The organism is Amycolatopsis orientalis DSM 43388 (assembly GCF_000411975.1).
GTDB lineage: Bacteria > Actinomycetota > Actinomycetes > Mycobacteriales > Pseudonocardiaceae > Amycolatopsis > Amycolatopsis orientalis_D.
Genome location: NZ_ASXG01000064.1, coordinates 30,542 through 48,085 on the forward strand (window position 1 = coordinate 30,542; position 17,544 = coordinate 48,085).

14 protein-coding genes and 1 tRNA gene are annotated in these 17,544 nt (G+C 70.3%); 6 read left to right on the top strand and 9 right to left on the bottom strand.

Going from position 1 to position 17,544, the window contains the following annotated elements:
* Nucleotides 1-9 precede the first annotated feature (9 nt).
* Nucleotides 10-408, top strand: coding sequence for a MerR family transcriptional regulator (locus tag L942_RS11265; RefSeq protein ID WP_037358569.1), 399 nt, complete (start codon nt 10-12; stop codon nt 406-408).
* A gap of 247 nt (nt 409-655) precedes the next feature.
* Nucleotides 656-1,144, top strand: coding sequence for a hypothetical protein (locus L942_RS41970; protein ID WP_051165881.1), 489 nt, complete (start codon nt 656-658; stop codon nt 1,142-1,144).
* An 82-nt stretch (nt 1,145-1,226) separates the two neighbouring features.
* On the opposite strand, the gene L942_RS11275 is transcribed toward L942_RS41970, so the two are convergent.
* A tRNA-Leu gene (locus L942_RS11275) sits at nt 1,227-1,300 on the bottom strand.
* Nucleotides 1,301-1,424: 124 nt separating this feature from the next.
* On the opposite strand from L942_RS11275, the gene L942_RS11280 reads away from it, so the two are divergent.
* Nucleotides 1,425-1,646, top strand: a complete 222-nt coding sequence (locus L942_RS11280; protein ID WP_037358573.1) for a DUF3618 domain-containing protein — start codon at nt 1,425-1,427, stop codon at nt 1,644-1,646.
* Nucleotides 1,647-2,315: 669 nt separating this feature from the next.
* On the opposite strand, the gene L942_RS11285 is transcribed toward L942_RS11280, so the two are convergent.
* Nucleotides 2,316-2,843: a hypothetical protein gene (locus L942_RS11285; protein WP_037358575.1), complete on the bottom strand. Its 528-nt coding sequence runs from the start codon at nt 2,841-2,843 to the stop codon at nt 2,316-2,318.
* A gap of 220 nt (nt 2,844-3,063) precedes the next feature.
* Nucleotides 3,064-3,663: a TetR/AcrR family transcriptional regulator gene (locus tag L942_RS11290; RefSeq protein WP_037358578.1), complete on the bottom strand. Its 600-nt coding sequence runs from the start codon at nt 3,661-3,663 to the stop codon at nt 3,064-3,066.
* 71 nt (nt 3,664-3,734) lie between these two features.
* Between L942_RS11290 and L942_RS11295 the strand changes: the two genes are divergently transcribed.
* The gene (locus L942_RS11295; protein WP_037358581.1) at nt 3,735-5,195 is read left to right on the top strand and encodes a flavin-containing monooxygenase; all 1,461 of its coding nucleotides are present in this window, start codon (nt 3,735-3,737) and stop codon (nt 5,193-5,195) included.
* A 330-nt stretch (nt 5,196-5,525) separates the two neighbouring features.
* Here L942_RS11295 and L942_RS11300 read toward each other — a convergent pair whose 3' ends face one another.
* The 5 genes from L942_RS11300 to L942_RS11320 all read right to left on the bottom strand — a co-directional run bounded on the left by L942_RS11300 (nt 5,526) and on the right by L942_RS11320 (nt 13,757).
* Complete coding sequence (locus L942_RS11300) at nt 5,526-6,113, bottom strand: helix-turn-helix transcriptional regulator (protein WP_037358585.1); 588 nt, start codon at nt 6,111-6,113, stop codon at nt 5,526-5,528.
* 124 nt (nt 6,114-6,237) lie between these two features.
* Nucleotides 6,238-7,935, bottom strand: coding sequence for an LCP family protein (locus L942_RS11305; protein WP_037358588.1), 1,698 nt, complete (start codon nt 7,933-7,935; stop codon nt 6,238-6,240).
* Nucleotides 7,936-8,098: 163 nt separating this feature from the next.
* The gene (locus tag L942_RS11310) at nt 8,099-10,276 is read right to left on the bottom strand and encodes a phospholipase A2 (protein ID WP_037358590.1); all 2,178 of its coding nucleotides are present in this window, start codon (nt 10,274-10,276) and stop codon (nt 8,099-8,101) included.
* A gap of 442 nt (nt 10,277-10,718) precedes the next feature.
* Entirely contained in the window at nt 10,719-12,083 is a 1,365-nt protein-coding gene (locus tag L942_RS11315) for a GGDEF domain-containing protein (protein WP_081655024.1), read from the bottom strand.
* 465 nt (nt 12,084-12,548) lie between these two features.
* Entirely contained in the window at nt 12,549-13,757 is a 1,209-nt protein-coding gene (locus L942_RS11320) for an MFS transporter (RefSeq protein WP_037358593.1), read from the bottom strand.
* A 352-nt stretch (nt 13,758-14,109) separates the two neighbouring features.
* Between L942_RS11320 and L942_RS11325 the strand changes: the two genes are divergently transcribed.
* Nucleotides 14,110-15,006: an SDR family NAD(P)-dependent oxidoreductase gene (locus L942_RS11325; RefSeq protein WP_037358623.1), complete on the top strand. Its 897-nt coding sequence runs from the start codon at nt 14,110-14,112 to the stop codon at nt 15,004-15,006.
* Here the strand turns inward: L942_RS11325 and L942_RS11330 are convergent, their stop codons facing one another.
* A complete protein-coding gene (locus tag L942_RS11330; protein ID WP_037358596.1) occupies nt 15,007-16,581 on the bottom strand; it encodes a phosphoenolpyruvate--protein phosphotransferase in 1,575 nt (524 codons plus the stop codon).
* Nucleotides 16,582-16,684: 103 nt separating this feature from the next.
* Between L942_RS11330 and L942_RS11335 the strand changes: the two genes are divergently transcribed.
* Nucleotides 16,685-17,446, top strand: coding sequence for a DeoR/GlpR family DNA-binding transcription regulator (locus tag L942_RS11335; RefSeq protein WP_037358598.1), 762 nt, complete (start codon nt 16,685-16,687; stop codon nt 17,444-17,446).
* Nucleotides 17,447-17,544: the final 98 nt, after the last annotated feature.

Consider the following 17,544-nt stretch of genomic DNA (forward strand, 5'->3'; position numbering starts at 1 on the left):
CTCGGGTCGGTGCGGATCGGAGAGCTGGCGAAGGCCACCGGCGTGACGACCAGGGCGCTGAGGTTCTACGAGGAGCAGGGCCTGCTGACCGCGGCCCGCTCCCACAACGGGTACCGGCGATACGACGAGTCCGCGATCGAGCGGGTGGCGAACATCCGCTACCTGCTCGATTCGGGGCTCACCATGGAAGACATCCGGCCGTTGGGCTCGTGCCTGCAAGGAGACCTGCCCTCGCGACGATTGTCCTCAAGCGCGGTGGCCTTGGTGGACCGTCGGCTGGCGGTGCTGGACGAACGGATCGCGGCGTTGTCCCGGACTCGGGAACAGTTAGCTTCCCGAGTGGCCGCGGCGCGTGGCGACGGACGCGGCGGACGGAAGTTAGCCGGGCAGGACTGTCCATCTGAGTAAGGTTCTATCTGACTTACGTGGGGTAAGACCCGGATCCATGTCGGTCCCGGCGCGACTACGCGACGCCCTTGACCGCTTCCTTCGGTGTGGAAGAGTCCGCTGTCCCCTGCGGAACGTGTCTCCTGCCCTTTCCGCGTCAGCGGCATCTGGTTCAGCTCGGCGGTGCAGCGGTAACGCGCCACCTGCCGACCGCGACTTGCCAGGACAGTCGCTCGAACTGGAGGGCGTGATGACGAGTACTCGCCTTATGGTCGGCGTCGGCGCCTTGGCGCTCGCCATTGCGGCCACCGCCACGGTCACCTACGTCGTGACGGAGCCGAACGCGACGGCATTCATCTCGCCCGGGTCGATCCCCTTGCCTAAGAACACATTCATGCTGACCGGTGTCCTCACGATCGAAAGCGGCCCGTCAGGGGTGCGGTCGAGCGGCACCGGAGGAACTGACTCCGACTGCCAAGGGACCGGCGGGTACTCGGATCTCACGCCCGGAACTGCCGTCAAGGTGTCCGATCGGTCCGGACAGGTGGTCGCAACCGGTTCGATCACCGGCGGACAGGTGCAAACCACCTATTTCGACGGGCAGAACGTCGTGACCGGCTGCCAGCTCGGATTCACCGTCAACGACGTCCCTGACGGGCTGCCGTCCTATGTGCTGACAGTGTCGCACCGCGGAGACCAGTTCCTGACAGCTGACCAAGCCCACGCGCCGATCACCCTCACCATCGGGGGCGGGTGATCGGCGCGTTCGTCTCCGCGTGGCGGTTCTGTGGCACGCGGCGGATGTGCTGCAGTGAATCGCCATCCAGTGCCGCTGAGGGTGGGGCCGGAGAGACTCGAACTCTCACTGGCACGGACCTAAACCGTGTGCCTCTGCCAATTGGGCTACGGCCCCCAAGAACCAGGGCTGATCGTAGCGCGCGCCACGTTCGGGTTCGCTCGGCGTGGCCAGTGGCCGTCGGGCGGGGGGCGTCCTCTACCGTGGACCGCCTACAGTCCGACTGCGGCGAGGAGGGCACGTGGCTCGCGACCCCGAGACCATCGAGCGTGAGATCGAGCAGGCGAGGACCGCTTTGGCGGCGACCCTCGACCAGCTGGGCACGAAAGCCAACCCGCAGAAACTCGCCGAGCAGGCGAAGGACGGCGTGCGCGCGAAGCTCGACAACCCGAAGGTCAAGTACCCGCTGATCGGGGCTGGCGTGCTGGTGGCCGTGCTGCTGGTGCGGAAGCTGTTCCGCTGAGTCGCTGACGGGTGCGCCCGCGGTTACGCCGGGTGCTGACGCGGCCGCGGATGCTGCGGTCCCGGTGTGCGTCCCTGGATGGCGCATCGACAGCTGCGATCGTTACGCCCGGTGAACTTCGTGAGAAGTGCCACTGAACCAGGGCTCACCTGTTTGGCGGTCGCCCACCTGGGGCGGTTCGGGGCATCACGTTCGCCGGATCGGGCTACCCCTTCGGGGTGACGCCGGGGTTTGCGGGCCGCTTTGTCCGACCTGGGCAGCGGTTACGGGCACTCAAGGGCCGTGGGATGCCGAAGCTCCCTTGTGACGGCGAGGTCGCCGCGTGGGAGGGCAGCGGTCAGGAACGCGAGCACTGTCATGCAATGCGCGAAGAGGACGCGAACGGGGCTCGCTAGCTCGCGAAGGCCAGACCAGCGGCTAGACCGGCCCGGAAAGCGAACCAGCGGCAGGACTGGCCCGCGAAGGGCTGGACCGGCGGCATGACCACTTTGCGAAGAGCGAACTAGCGGCTAGATCGGCCCGTAAAAGGGCGAACCGACGAGACCGGGCCACGAAGGGCGAACCGGCGGCGAAATCGGCCAGTGAAGGCTGGACCAGCGACGAAACCAGCCCGCACCGGGCGAATCAGCCCGCCACGAAGCGAGCTGTACAGGAAAAGCTGGCGAGGGGTCAGGCGCGTGCGACCGGAGGCGTGGCCGACGCGCCCGCTGTCACACCCGGGCGGCTCGCCTCGTCGGGCTTGCGGTCTTCGACCTCTTTCGGGAGCTGCTTGCTCGGCGGAAGCGCCGGCTTGGCGGCCTTGTCCTTCTCCGAGCCAGCCGCGCCAGCCGAGTCAGTCGACCCAGCCGCGCCAGCCGCGGGAGCCTCGGCCTTGTCCGCGCCAGAGCCCGAAGCGTCCGAAGAGGACTCCTTGGCCGCCTTGGCGCCGCCCGACGGCGGGACTTCCAGCGGTTCGATCTCCGGCAGCGTGAGGCGGGCGGCCATGTACGCGCTGGTGAACTCCAGTGCGTTGCCGTTCAGCAGGTGCACGACCGTGGGTCGCTCGTTCGGGGCGAGCTTCTCCACGAGCTGGTCGGCCCGGTCGCGGGCGGCGATGATGCCCGGCGCCTTGCCGGTCAGCTCCTTGCCGCGGCCGCTGACGGTGATCGTCCAGTCGTCGTTGTCGTGCTTGTACGTCGCCGTGATCGTTTCCACCACTGCCTCACCCCTCTCGTCATCAGCATGCGTCACAGGTCGAGACCCGGCCACCGCAAACTCATGACGCGATTCCTGCTCGCCGGCCGCTGGCGCGACACTCAGTGTGTCTTTCTACCGTGTCATCGATACCCCAAGAAAACTCTGTGTCACAAGTAACGGGACGAGATGTGCGCTGAGTGACGACCGAATGGCCTAATGCACGGTCGTCTTCACGTGCACGTTAGATCGCTCGCTGTGACAACCCGGCCCACAGCAGATCCATCGCGTACTCGGTGGCTTTCTCCGGGGTGACTTCCGGGAAACGCTCGCACCAGATCGCCAGCCGCTCGCACGCTCCGACGACGAACTCGGCCGAGGCTTCGGCGCGCAGGGTGTCCTCGCTGTCGAAGTAACCGCTCATCAACGCCGTGATCAGGTCGGTCTGCTGGCGGCGGGTTTCCTCGATCTCGTCCGCGGCCGGCGTGCCGATCAAGGCCATCTCGTGCCGCAGCAGCGACCAGGCCTGGCGACGCTCGCGGATGAACACGAAGAACGCCAGCAGCCCGCGCCGCAGCGCCTCCTCCGCGGACTCCGCGCCGACGATCGACTGCTCGGTGGCCTCCTGCAGCGCCGCCCGCGACTGCCGGATGCACGCCAGCAGCAGGCCCTCTTTCGAGTTGAAGTACTCGTAGAGCATCGGCTTGGACACCCCGACCAGGTCGGCGATCTCGTCCATCGACGCCATCGCGTACCCGCGCTCGCCGAAGACCTGCTCGGCGACCTCGATCATCTGCCGTTCCCGCTCGGCTCGGGGCATGCGCTTGCGCTTGGCGGTGGTCATGCCGCACACTCTACCGCCAGTAACCTACTCCGAGTAAGCTGGACTTCGGGTAACAGTTAACGGGAGGACGCATGGGCAACCGCACCGAGACCGGCGTGATCGTGGTCGGCACCGGGTTCTCCGGGCTCGGCATGGCGATTCAGCTGCGCAAGGACGGCCGCGACGACTTCGTGGTGCTCGAGAAGGCGCACGACGTCGGCGGGACCTGGCGCGACAACAGCTACCCCGGTTGCGCGTGCGACATCCCGTCGCACATGTACTCCTTCTCCTTCGAGCAGAACCCCGGCTGGTCGCGCGCCTACTCGCCGCAGCCGGAGATCTACGAGTACATGCGCGGGGTCGCCGACAAATACGACCTGCGCCGCTTCATCCGCTTCGGCCAGGAGATGACCGGCGCGCGCTGGGACGCCGAGGAGAACCGCTGGCACGTCAGCACCCGCGGCGGCGACGAGTTCGTGGCTCCGGCGCTGGTCGCGGGCGTCGGCGCGCTGCACCGGCCGATGATCCCCGACCTGCCGGGCATCGAGCGCTTCCAGGGCCGGGCGTTCCACTCCGCCGAGTGGGACCACGACTTCGACTTCGCCGGCAAACGCGTCGCCGTGGTCGGCACCGGGGCCAGCGCGGTCCAGTTCGTGCCGAAGATCGCGCCGCAGGTGGCCGAGCTGACGCTGTTCCAGCGCACGCCGCCGTGGGTGATGCCGAAGGCCGACCGCGACATGCCGGGCTGGCTGCGCGGGCTGTTCCGCGCGGTGCCGCCGGCGCAGCGGCTGTACCGGAATTTCCTTTACTGGACCCTGGAAGCACGCGCGATCGGCTTCAACGGCCAGCCGTGGATCATGAAAATCGGGCAGCGGCTCGCGAAGAGCAACATCGACCGCGCGGTGAAGGATCCGCAGCTGCGCGCCAAGCTGACCCCGGACTACACGATGGGCTGCAAACGCGTGCTCATCTCCAACGACTACTACCCGGCACTGGCTCGCGACAACGTCGACGTGGTCACCGACGGCGTCGCCGAGGTGCGCGAGCACAGCATCGTCGACCAGGCCGGCGTCGAGCACGAGGTCGACGCGATCGTCTACGGCACCGGGTTCCACGTGACCGACGCGTTCGACAACCTCGAGATCGTCGGCCGCGACGGGCGGAACCTCGCCAAGGAGTGGGCGAGCGAGGGGATGCGGACGCACCTCGGGATCACCGTCAACGGCTTCCCGAACCTGTTCTTCCTCCTCGGGCCGAACACCGGGCTGGGCCACAACTCGGTGGTCTTCATGATCGAGGCGCAGATTTCCTATATCGCGCAGGCATTGCGGCTCGCCGGCGACCGCGCGCTGGACCCGCGCGAGGACGTGCAGGAGCGGTTCAACGCGCAGGTGCAGCGGAAACTGGCGAAGGGCATCTGGACCCAGGGCGGCTGCAAGAGCTGGTATCTGGACGCGAAAGGCGTGAACCGGACGCTGTGGCCGGGCTTCACCTGGCGCTACTGGCTGGACACCCGGACGGTGCGGCGGGAGGACTACGAACTGCTCGGGTGAGCCGGCACGAGGGGGACCTTCGCGGCGGGGGATGGAGCCGCGAAAGTCCCCCTCGTGGTCTCGGGGCGGCAATCCACAGTGGACTGCCAAGTACGAGGGGAACCTTCGCGGCAGGGGAGGAGTCGCGAAAGTCCCCCTCGTAGTCCAGGAGGGCAGCGTTCAGCGGAAGCGGGCGCTCCACTGTGGACGTTGGCCGGGCGTGGGCAGCGTTGTCGTTGAGCGGAAAGGAACCTGCGCGGACTGAGTCGCGCGGAGGGTACGGAGTACGAGGGGGACTTTCGCGGCAGGGGAGGAGTCGCGAAGGTCCCCCTCGTGGTCAGTGGGCGCGGGTCAGGCCGGAGCGAGCTTGCGCAGGTGCGAAACCAGCTCAGCCGTCGGAAGGCCGCACAGTTCGGCCATCCGTTCCAGAGCGGCGAAGTCGAACGACACCTCGTCGGTCGAGGCGCTCGAAGCGGGCTGGCCCGAGCCCGCGGGGGCGGAAGGGCTTGGGGGGCTTGCGGTTCCCGGTCCAGGAACGGACGGCCCCGAAGCGGCGCCCGCACGGGCGGACGGCGCCGGCAGCGCGACTCCGCTCTGCCGCAACCGTCCTTCTGCCCAGCGCCGCAACGGAGTCAGCTCCGGACCCGCCTCCGCGACGACCCGGCGCAGGTCCACGCGGACCCTCCCCGGTTCCTCGGTGAAGACCCGGCTGTGCACCTTCGCCAGCAAATCCTGCGGAAGCTCGTCCATCGCCAGGCACAGTTCGACCAAGCGCACCACGGAACACTGCCGCGTGCCCAGTTCGTACGTCGCCAGTGTCTGCAGCGAGATTTCGCTCTGCAGATGCGCGTTCAGCTCCTTGCGCGTCCATCCCCGGCCACGCCTGAGCTTGCGCAGCTCGTCTCCCAGCACTCGCTGGTAGTGCTCAGCGTCGATCACGGCCCCTGCCCCTCAACCAACTTCGCGGACGCGGGCTTGCGTCCCGGTGGTGAAAGTGCCGAAGCGGCCGCTCATTACGCGAGTTTCGGGAAAAACTTCGACTTGCCCCGAATGGAGCAACGCGTCAGTTGACGCAGGGCACCCCGTCCGCGGTGATCGGCTGGTCGTCGCTGCCCGGACCCGAGGGTGCCGGACCCGACGGCGACGACGGCGGCGCGGACTGCTGCTGCGCCGGGGGCGCTTGCGCCGCACCGGTCCCGCTCGACGCGCCGGCGGCGGGCTGGTAGTCCGAACCGAGATACACCCGAACGTGGCCCTTGGGCACGCTCTTGTCTTCCTGCACCGTCGCCTTGGTGCCGAGCGCGTCGGCGACCGCCTGCCCGGCCGCTTCGCCGCCGCTCGGGACCCAGATCACAGTCGTCTTCCGCGAGGACGCGTTGTCCGTGTCGCCCGCGGTGAAACCCTTGTCCACCAGTTGCTTGGACACGCTCGCCGCCAGACCGGTGCGGTCCGAGGCGTTGCGCACGTCGACCGTCGTGTCCTTGTGCGACTCGTCCGGCTTCGGCGGTTGCTGCTGCGCCGGGGCGCCGTCGGCTCCGGCCTGCGGGCCGGTCAGGCCCTGCACGAAAGCCTTCACCTTCGCCGGGTCGACCTTGATCGCGACGCCGTCGGTCGGGGTGTGGTACTCGACGTTGTCCACCGGGATGGTGCGGAACTCCAGCTGCCCGCCGGTGAGGCCCTTCATCTGCTGGGCGAAGTTGAAGATATCCCAGTTCTGGTTCAGCACCACGGACTTCTTGATGGCGTCGACCAGCGAGTTGAGCTTGCCCGGGTCGGTCAGCGTGCCCGCGGAGAGGATCTTGCGCGCCATGCCCGCCATGAACACCTGCTGGCGCACCACGCGGTCGAGGTCGCCGCGCGGCAGGCCGTGCCGCTGCCGGACGAACTCCAGCGCCTCCACCCCGTCGATGGTGTGCTGGCCCTTGGTGAACTTCGCGCCGGAGTACTCGTCGTCGACGTTGTCCTTCAGGCACACGTCCACGCCGCCGATGGCTTTCGTGATGTCGCTGAAGCCGAGCAGGTTGATGGCCGCGTAGTTGTCGATCGTGGACCCGGTCAGCTCCTGGACCGTCGCGATCAGCAGCCGCGCCCCGGCCTGGTTGGCCTTGACGTCGAGTTCCTTCGGGTCGGTGACGCCTTGGGCCTGCAGGTCCTTGCGCGCCTGCAGCATCGCCCTGGCGTACGCCGAGTTGATCTTGTGCTTGCCGTAGCCCGGGATGTCGACGTACGAGTCGCGCGGCAGCGAGAGCGCGACGGCCTTGCTGCCGTCGTTCGGGATGTGCACCAGGATCAGCGTGTCGGTGTTCAGCTCGCCGTCCGATTCGCCCGCGCGCAGCTGGGCGAGCAGTTCCGGCGACAGCGGGTTGCCCTGCGCGTCGGTGCGGCTATCGAGACCCACCAGGAGGATGTCGCGGGCACCGTCGGCGGGCTTGTCGCCGCCTCCGCCCTCGCCGATCACGTCGGAGTAGTTCAGCCCGTTGACCAGCCCTTGCAGCGACGCCCACGCGTACCCGGTGAGTCCCATGACCAGCAGCGACACCACGGTGAGGGCGATCTTCGCGCTGCGCAGGCCACCGCGCCGGGACCCCCGGCGCGGGCGGCGCGGGGGCGGTCCGGAACGACGAGGCGGACCCGCCGCCGGCGGTTCGCGCCGCGAGCGGGGCGGCGGTCCGGGCCGCCGCGGCTGTCCCCGGCCGGGCTGGTCCTGCCACGAGCGGGCGGGGCGGCGATCGCCTTGCCCGTTCCGAGGCGGGTAGTCCACGGGCCGGCTCCTTCTCGTCGTTCTGGTCGTCCGGTTCTGGAGACGCATGGTGCCGGGCGGGGGTTGCGACGGATTCGCACCTCCCCCGGGCGGTGTGGTGTGCACCACCCATGTTCCGGTATCCGAAGCAGTTTCGCCCGGTCGGCGGTACGCGTGTCGCGCTTCAGGGGGTCGCGGTGGCCGGCTGCCTCGCCGGAACCAGGCACGATCCCGCTCCGACCAGCGCGAATGCCGCGGTGATGAGGTGCAGGACCACGATCGCCGAGCCGTGCGTTTCGCCGCCGGCGGCGGCCACGAGCGACGGGACGCAGGTCAGCGCGGCGGCGAACCACGTCGCGGCCGAGGTCGCCGCTCCGCCGGTCCGGACGGCGTGCAGCAGCAACACGCCGAGGAGAAGGTGCACGAGGCTCTGGACCGGGTCGAGCCGCAAGCCGAGCACGTCGGCGTCCGCGGCTTCGGCGCCGAACCGGGCCAGCGCGAGCCCGAACACGCCGAGCGTCGCGTAGCCGATCCCCAGGGTCGAGGCTGCTCGCGTGAGCAGCACTGAGCGGCGGCCGGCCGGGATGTGCGGAAGCGGGGCGGCGGGCGCTTCGGCGGCCTTGCCGGGCTTGCCCGGGTGGCGTTCGAACCACCAGAAGACCAGCGCCGCCGGCACGAGCAGCAGGGCCACCGCGGCGAGCATCCGCGGCCGCAGCAGCCAGCTCAGGCCGTTCGCGATCGGGCCGGGCAGGTACACCACCGCGACGAGCAGCAGCATGGCGGCGAGGAACGCCAGGTACAGGCTCATCGGGGCACGCAGCATCAGCGCCGCGGTCCGGGTGACCCGGTCGCGTGCGGCCCAGCGCCGCAGTGGCGTCGCGAGGAGCCCGACAAGGCCGAGCTGCGACGCGCCCAGCAGCAGCACGGTCCACGGCCGCGCGGACAGCGCGGCAGGCGCGCCCGGGTTGCCGAGCAGCACCGGCGAAACGTCGAAGGCGAACACTGCGACCGCGAGGGCCGCGACGCCGCCTACGGCTGTGACAGCGAGCACTGGGCGGCGAAGCCGGACGCCATCGGCGTACGCGAACGCCACCTGTTGCGCGAGGAGCGCCAAGGCGAGTGTCGCGGCGTACCGCGGCCAGGAGACGTCCGTCCAGCTCGCGGCGAGTTCTCCGGCGACGACAACGGCGGTCAGCGCCGCGACTGACCACAGCCGCGTACGGCGGTAGACCGCGAGCAGCATCGGCGCGCCGACGACGGTCAGCAGGTAGACGCCCAGCAGCCACAGCGGGTGCAACGCGATCCGCATGACGGTGGCGTTGGTCCCGGCCGGGATGCCGAGAAGTTCCAGCGCCAGCGGCACGATCAGGGCGACCACGGCGAAGATCAGCGCCGGGCGCAGCAGCGGGCTGGACCGTTCGGCGAGGTAATGCCGGTAACCGCGGCCGCGTTCGGCCCGCCAGCCCGCCGCGTTGGCGAGCCCGCCGGCGAAGAACAGCAGCGGGGTGAGCTGGGTCAGCCAGGTCAGCGGCCACCAGGTCGGTTCCGGCGCGCCCGCCCAGTCGGCCAGTGCGGTCGCGGATTCGCCGAGCATCAGCAGCACCGCTCCGGCGATGCCGAGCACGGCCCAGGGCCGGGGGACGCCGCGAGGCAGCCGCGGCCGCGGGGTCGTGCGGCGCGCGGCGTGCCAGCCGCGCAGGCGCATCACGAGCAGGCAGCCGATGACCAGGACCCCGGCGACCATCGGGCCGATCGGGTCGCCGACCGGCGGGCCCCAGCGCTGGTGCCACGAGTTGAGCACCAGGCCGCTGGTGAACACCGACGCGACGAGCTGGCAGGTGCGCTCGGAGCCCATCGGGTTCAGCTCGCAGGTGCGGTGCATGTCCTGCTCGAGCCGGTCGTCGAGCGCGGCCCGGGCCGACTGGTCGAGCGGGTGGCCCTTGTCGTTGGCGTAGCGGAGCAGGTCGTAGCCGAGGTCGTGCGCCTTGCACGGGACGGAGAAGTCCCATTTCGTGTTGTCGTCGCCCCACGGGGCGGAGCAGCCGCCGTCGAGGTGCGCCGCGCGGACGGTGCCGTCGCGGGCGGGCAGCGCGCCGGGCTTCACGCCGGTGACCGCGGTGAAGTCCTTGGGCAGGAGCGCCAGCGCGGTGGCTTGCCCGTCCGGGTGGGCGAGCGCCTCGACCGCGTTCCGCGCGGCGAGCACGCCGCCGGTCGGCGGGCCCTGCTCGGGCGGGGAGGCGGGCCGGGAGGCGATCAGGCCGAACCCGAACACCACGAGCAGGACGAGCAGCAGCCAGCCGGACGTCGACCAGGGTCGGCGAACGCGAACGGCGGCCGGGGCACGGTCGTCGGTGGCTGGCATGCGCACCAGGGTGCCAGCCCGGCGCGCGATCCGGCAGGCGGCCGTCCCCCTCACCTGGTGGGGGGTAACCCCCGGGCGGCCTGAACTGGGGCCGGTCGCGCTGGGCGCCGCGGTGGGCGCCGGGGGTGCTGAGCCCGTGGAGTTTCCCGCACGAACCTTCGCCCTTCGCGAGCCGGGCCCGCTGGCGCGGCCCGATCCGGGACGGGGCTCGCGGTCGAGTCCGCGGCAGCCGGGACCGGATTTCCGGTCCCGCGCCATCCGGGTTCGGCAATCCTCGCGGGCGTCGATCCGCCCCGAAAACCGGCCGGTGCGGTTAGCGGTCCGGCCGACAATTAACCCGGCGGCCCAATCCGGCGGAGGAACGGGACGGAGGCCGTCGCGGACAGTTGCTGAATCGGTTTCGCGATTAATCGCAAACAGTGCCGATGAGCGGAATTGTGGATCACTCGGACGGCAGATTCGCATCCGCGAAGCGCACCTGGTTCCGGCCGCCTTCCTTCGCCGCGTAGACGGCCGCGTCGGCGGCTTGCAGCAACTGTTCCAGCGTCGTTCCATTCACCGCGAGCAATGCGACCCCGATGGACGCGGTGCGGCCGGTGATCAATGCGGAACCGCCGCGTTTGTCGGTCGTCACGATGCGCTGATCGGCGATCGCGGTACGGATTCGTTCCGCGGTCACCTTCGCCGCCGTGCTGTCCGCATCGGGCAGCAGGATGAGGAACTCCTCGCCGCCGAAGCGGCCGATGATGTCCTTCGGGCGCGTTATCTCGTCGAGAGTTTGCGCGACCGTGCGGAGCACGTCGTCGCCCGCCGGATGGCCGTACGTGTCGTTGATCCACTTGAAGTGGTCGAGGTCGATCATCAGCAGTGCCAAGGCTTCTCCGCCGCGCGCGGACCGGGCCAGCGCGCGCTCCGCGGACTCCGACCACCCGCGCACGTTGAAGATCCCGGTCTTCGGATCGGTGCGCGCTTCGGACTGCAGTTGGTTGATTTCCGCCAGCCGGTTGCCGAGCACGGTGATGAGCACGAGGAGCACGATCGCCGGCGGGATGTTCACGAGCAGGATCGTCGCGATGGTCCCGAGACTGATCGTCGAGAGCTCCAGCAGGTTGTCGTCCTTGGTGCCCAAGACGTTGCGCAGCGTGGGCGCGGACGTGCCGCCGAGGGCGAGCAGGCCGCCGATCACGACCGCCTGCAGGGCCGCGTAGCAGAAGCCGACGAGCATCAGGATCCCGAAGACCTGCAACGAGTTCGCGGGCGAGAGCCGGGCCAGTTCGGCGGACGCGAAATTCTGGTACAGGTGGTGCGCGAGCAGTGCCGACACCGCATGCGTGAACGAGGTGAACACGAACTTGTGCGGCGGTCGCCGCGAGTTGAACCACCGCTGTACGCGCAGAAGCGCGATCAGCAGCAGCGTCAGCGGGATCGGCAGCAGCAGCGCGGCCGGGAACACCCAGATGCCGGTCAGGTCGATGTGGACGGCGGTGACCCGGTTGCGCCGCCGTTCCTCCTGCCGCCGGGTGAGCTGGATGTGCACCGTCGCGCACCCGGCGAGGATCGCGAACCGGCCCCAGTCCACGACATCCGGGCTCGGCGACGCGATGACGCCGAAGGCCAGCAGCGCCACCGCGATCGCGTCCCAGGCGAGCAGGAACGCGACCATCCGGCGCGGTTTCGTCCAGAGATCCCACGAGGAAACGGGGTTCGCGGCGAGCAGTGCGCGCAGCCGTCCGGCGAAGCCCGTCGCGGCGGGCGGTTCCTCCCCGGGGCCGCGGCGTTCACCGCGCGCCGGTTCGGTTCCGGGCATCGGGCCGTGCCTCCTCCGGTGTCGGATGCGGTTCCCGGAAGGTTCCCGGTTCTGCGTCGTTATCAGTTGCCGGTATCATCTCACTCACCGACTTCGAACGCTGTATTCGGTCGTAGTCTCCGAACCCGGAGACGCCTTCCGCGACAACTGCTCCATCCATGAAGTAAATTGCGGAGGAGAAGTCCCCGCCGTCCCCCCGAGTGAGGTGTTTTCCCGTGCGCGACCGCGAGGCGTGAATCGAGCTGTTGTCATTTTCCGATGAATTGTCAGCGAGCGGAGGTGGACAGCTGTGCGTGACCGTGAAGCGTGAGTTCCGTGACCGATCCATGGCGGATTCGTGACAATGCGAACGGAGGTGTGTTCCGTGCGTGACCGTGAAGCGTGAAACGACTTCCCGTCCGGCGTATCCGGACTCTTTCGGCCGGTGCTTCGACCCCGGCCACTGTTCCCTTCGGCAACCCACGATCAGGCCCCGGCCGCGACCGCGTGCCGCACCCGGGTCCACGAGAACGCGGTGGGGATCGCCAGCGCCACGCCGGCCAGCCCGGCCAGCGCGATGGCGGTGACCGCGGAACCGGTCGCCTGCGCGACCACCCCGCCGAGAGCCACCCCGATGCCCTGCGCGACGCGCAGCCCCGTGCGGTAGAGACCGCCGGCTCCGCCGCGCAGTTCGTTCGGCACCCAGGTGGAGAACGTCGCGGTCACGGTGATGATGTAGGCGCCCATCGCACCGGCGAGCGCGAGCAGCACCAGCGCGACCGCCAGATTCGGCTGCAGCAGGAAGAGCGCGAGCAAGGCCAGCGACGTCGTCGCGAGCACGCCGAGCAGCCGCTGCCGGACCCCGGCGGACGCGAATTTCGACAGCAGATAGGCCCCGGCGACGAAGCCGAGCGGGTCGGCGGCGAGCAGCCAGCCGACCGCCGCGGACGGCGCGTTCAGCTGCTGGGCCAGCGGCGCGGCCAGTCCCTCGGGCACCACGGCCAGCCCGACGAGCCATGACAACGCGATCAGCACGCGCAGTTTGCGCTGCCCGAACACCCAGCGCGTCGCGGAGAACCAGGTGCTGTGGTCGCCGCCGGCGGCCGGCCGGTCGCGCACCCACACCCGCACGAGCACCGAAGCCGCCGCGAAGCTCACCGCGTCGATCGCCAGCGCCCACGACGTGCCCACGGCCGTTACCAGCACGCCGCCGCCGGCCAGGCCGAGCAGCTGCACCGTGTTGGTGGTGATCCCGCGCAGGTCTTGGCTGCGCAGGTACAGATGGTCATCGGTGAACACCTCGCGGGTGATCGCGTTCTGCGCCGCGTTCGCCGGTGATGCGGCCAGTTGCACCGCGACCAGCAGCAAGCACAGCGCGGCCAGCGGCATCCCGGGCAGGCTCATCAGCCCGACCAGAATCGCCTGCGCCCCGGCGCTCACGCTCAGCACCGCCCGGCGCGGGTAACGGTCGGCCAGGAACGACAGCCCGAGCCCGCCGGCGAGCGCGGGCAGGAAGGTCAGCGCGTAGACGACGGCAGCCCAGAGCGCGGAGCCGGTGCGGTGGTAGACGAGGATGGACAGCGCCACCTTCGCCAGCTGGTCGCCCGCGCTGGAGATGGCCTCCGCCGCCCAGAGCACGCGATATTCGACATTCCGCAGCGGCGCCGTAAGCCGAGAGGTCGCTTCGGTCGTCACGAGATGGCCACTGCCCCCTCCCCGATCGAGTGAAATGCGGGTCCCCGCATTGTGCCTTCGCCTGGTTCGCCCCTGGTCAGGAGTCTCGCTGCTCCGGCCAGGACATGCACCCACAGTATGCCGCCGATCACACCAGGGTGAACAGCCGGGAAGAATCCGGTGGCCGGAACGCGGGGCCGTTCGGACTGACCTGCCGCGGGGTATCCGTAGCACTGATCAGCTTTCCTCGTTCGGCGCAGCGCGACCACCGTTCGTCGCCGTCGCCCGGTGCGGCTGGGCCGAATGGCCCAACACTGGGAGAGACCCGGCGGAGCGGCCGTCCTCTCGCCGGGCGCACCAGCGGGGAGTGAGCGTGGACAGACTGTTGCAGGACAAGGCCGTGGTGGTGACCGGCGCCGGGCGCGGACTCGGGGAGGCCTTCGCGGTGCACGCCGCCCGCGCGGGCGGGGCGGTGGTGGTCAACGACGTGGACGCCGACTTGGCCGAGCGCACCGCGGGCACGATCCGCGGCCACGGCGGGCGCGCGGTCGCGAACGGCCACAGCGTGGCCGATCCGGCGCAGGCGCAGGCGATCGTCGACCAGTGCGTCGCCGAGTTCGGCCGGATCGACGGCCTGGTCAACAACGCGGGGCTGAACTACGAGGCACTGCCCTGGGAGGACGACGCGGAGCAGGCCCGCCAGCTGGTCGAGGTGAACGTGCTCGGCGTGATGTACACCGGGCTGGCCGCGATCCGGGCGATGGTCGGCGCGGGCGGCGGCGGTTCGATCGTGAACATCTCCTCCGGCGCGTCGCTCGGGCAGCGCAAGCTCGGGGTGTACTCGGCGAGCAAGGGCGCGGTCGCGTCGCTGACCTACTCGTGGGCGCTGGACCTGGAGGACTCCGGGATCCGGGTCAACGCCGTGTGCCCGGTGGCGCACACCCGGATGGTCTGGAAATCCGAACGCGCGCTGCGGGCCTGTCCGCCGGAGCGCACGCCGGCGAAGATCGCGCCGCTCGTGCTGTTCCTGCTCGGCGAGGGCTCGCACGGCATCACCGGGCAGCTGATCCGGTGCAACGGCCCGCAGCTGCACGTCATGGGGCAGCCGTATCTGAAGCAGCCGATCCTGGAGCGGCCGGACTGGGACACCGAGACCGTGCAGCAGGCGTTCGACGAGGTGTTCTCCGCCCACCTGGAGAACTACGGACTGGAGAAGCGCGTGCCGCCGCGGCTGCGCAAGTGGACGGAGAACTCGATTCGGGCGTCGTGATCAGCGGGCTTTGGCGGCGGCTTCGCGGCAGCCGGGCAGGTCGGCCGCGCGCAACGTCGCGCCGACGGCGGCGAGGGCGGCCGAGTTCATCGACAGGCTGGTCACGCCGAGCCCGGCCAGCACCGGGGCCAGTCCCGGGTCGGCGGCGGCTTCCCCGCACACGCCGACCGGTTTCCCGGCGGCGGCCCCGGCTTCGGCGACCATGCCGACGAGGCGCAGCAACGCGGTCTGGCTCGGGTCGTTGAGCGCGGCGACCGCGCCGAGCTGCCGGTCGGCGGCGAAGACGTACTGCGCCAGATCGTTGGTGCCCAGCGAGACGAAGTCGACCTCGGCGAGGATTTCCTTGGCGCACAACGCCGCCGCCGGGACCTCGATCATCACGCCGGCCCGGGCGATCCCCGCCGCCCGCGCGCGTTCGGCGAACCAGCGGGCCTCGGCGGCGGCCGCGATCATCGGGGCCATCACAGAAAGCTCGACCCCGGTGTCGGCGGCGGCCCCGGCGATCGCGGTCAGCTGCCGGTCGAGCAGCTCCGGCCGGTCGAACGCGACGCGGACCCCGCGCACGCCCAGTGCCGGATTCGGTTCGTCGCCCATGTCCAGGAACGCCAGCGGTTTGTCCGAGCCGGCGTCGAGCGTCCGGACGATGACCGGCTTCCCGGCGAACGGCGCCAGCACCGCCGCGTAGGCCTCGCGCTGTGCGTCCACGGAAGGTTCTTCCGACGCGGCGAGGTAGCAGAATTCCGTGCGGAACAAGCCGATTCCCTCCGCGCCCGCTTCCGCGGCGGCGCGGGCGTCCGCCGCGGAACCGACGTTCGCGAGGAGCTTCACCGGATGTCCGTCGGCGAGTGCGCCGATGCCGTCCCATTCCGCGCGCGGCTTCCGGCTCGCGGCGCGCACGCTGTCGTCGGACGGCGAAACCGTTCCGGCGGCGCCGTCGACGGCCAGGCCCGGACTGTCCACGGCGAGCACTCCGGAGCACGCGACCACGGCGGGAATTCCCAGCGCCCGCGCGAGAATCGCGGTGTGGCTGGTCGGTCCGCCCTCCTCGGTCACCAGCGCGAGGACCAGTTCCGGGTCGAGACCGGCGGTGTCGGCCGGGGCGAGGTCGCGGGCCACGAGCACGCTCGGCGCCGTCAGTTCGGGCACGCCCGGCGGGGTCACCCCGAGCAGGTCGGCCACGATCCGGTCCCGCACGTCGGCGACGTCGCGGGCGCGCTCGGCCAGATACCCGCCCGCGGCTTCGAGCGCCGCCATGAACTTCGCGGCCGCCTCCCAGACCGCGCGCGGAGCGGGCAGCGACTGCTCGCGGACGAGCTGTTCGGCGGACGAGAGCAACGCTGGATCCGCCGCCATCGCCGCGGTCGTCTCCACGACCGACCGGGCATCACCGGACACAGAACGGGCACGATCGGACAACCGGGCAGCGACCCGGGCGGCGGCCGGCGCGATCCGGCCCGCCTCCTGCGCCAGATCCGCGGGCACTGGCTGATCCTCGGGTTTCCGCAGGTCAGTGGCCACGACGACGCGCGGGCCCTGTGCTTGGCCGGGGCTGACTCCGACTCCGGACAACGACATGGCGAGACCTCCGGGAGCAAAGGATCTTGTAACTGGGGATTGACAGTACGGTAACAACGGGCACAATCAAATGACAACGGGCAAACAGCGGAGAGGAACGGGCATGTACGCCGCCGAACGGCATCAGCTCCTCGCACAGCGGGCACGCCGCGACGGACGGGTCGACGTGGGCGACCTCGCCGCCGAACTGGGCGTCGCGCCCGAGACCATCCGCCGCGACCTGGGCGTTCTCGAACGCCAGGGAGTCGTCCGCCGGGTCTACGGCGGCGCGGTCGCGGTGGACCGGCTTGACTTCGAGCCCGAGGTCGCCCAGCGCGACCAGACCAACGCCGCGGAAAAGGACGCGATCGCTCGCGCCGCGCTCGACCAGGTCCCCGACCGAGGTTCGGTGCTCCTCGACGCGGGCACCACGACCAGCCGCCTCGCGACGCTGCTCCCGTCCGATCGCGACCTGACGGTCATCACGAACTCGATTTCGATCGCGTCGATCCTGGCCACCCGCCCGGGAATCACGCTCCAGATCCTCGGCGGCCGGGTCCGCGGAACGACGCTCGCCACGGTCGGCTCCGCGTCGCTGCACGCGCTGGAGGGACTGCTCGCCGACGTCGCTTTCCTTGGCGCGAACGGGTTTTCCGCCGAACACGGCTGCACGACGCCGGACCTCGAAGAGGCCGCGGTGAAATCCGCCCTCGTCACCGCCGCTCGCCGCCGGGTCCTGCTCGCCGACCACAGCAAGTACGGCGCGGACCAGCTCAGCCGCTTCGCCCGGCTGTCGGAGATCGACGTGCTGATCACCGACGGCGGGATCGACGCCGGTGCGGTCGCGGAGTTGGAAGAGGCGGGTCCGGAGGTGGTGCTCGCATGATCGGCACTGTCACGCCGAACGCGGGGTTTGGCTCGCGCTGCCTGGCTCAGTCGGCCCGGGATGGACGCTGGTGCGGTCGCGGAGTTGGAAGAGGCGGG

Excerpts from the sequence above, each read along its gene's own strand:
- L942_RS11335 (WP_037358598.1), top strand. The coding sequence starts at position 16,685 with ATGTACGCCGCCGAACGGCATCAGCTCCTCGCACAGCGGGCACGCCGC.
- L942_RS11295 (WP_037358581.1), top strand. The coding sequence starts at position 3,735 with ATGGGCAACCGCACCGAGACCGGCGTGATCGTGGTCGGCACCGGGTTC.
- L942_RS41970 (WP_051165881.1), top strand. The coding sequence starts at position 656 with ATGGTCGGCGTCGGCGCCTTGGCGCTCGCCATTGCGGCCACCGCCACG.
- L942_RS11310 (WP_037358590.1), bottom strand. The coding sequence starts at position 10,276 with ATGCCAGCCACCGACGACCGTGCCCCGGCCGCCGTTCGCGTTCGCCGA.
- L942_RS11290 (WP_037358578.1), bottom strand. The coding sequence starts at position 3,663 with ATGACCACCGCCAAGCGCAAGCGCATGCCCCGAGCCGAGCGGGAACGG.
- L942_RS11315 (WP_081655024.1), bottom strand. The coding sequence starts at position 12,083 with ATGCCCGGAACCGAACCGGCGCGCGGTGAACGCCGCGGCCCCGGGGAG.
- L942_RS11330 (WP_037358596.1), bottom strand. The coding sequence starts at position 16,581 with ATGTCGTTGTCCGGAGTCGGAGTCAGCCCCGGCCAAGCACAGGGCCCG.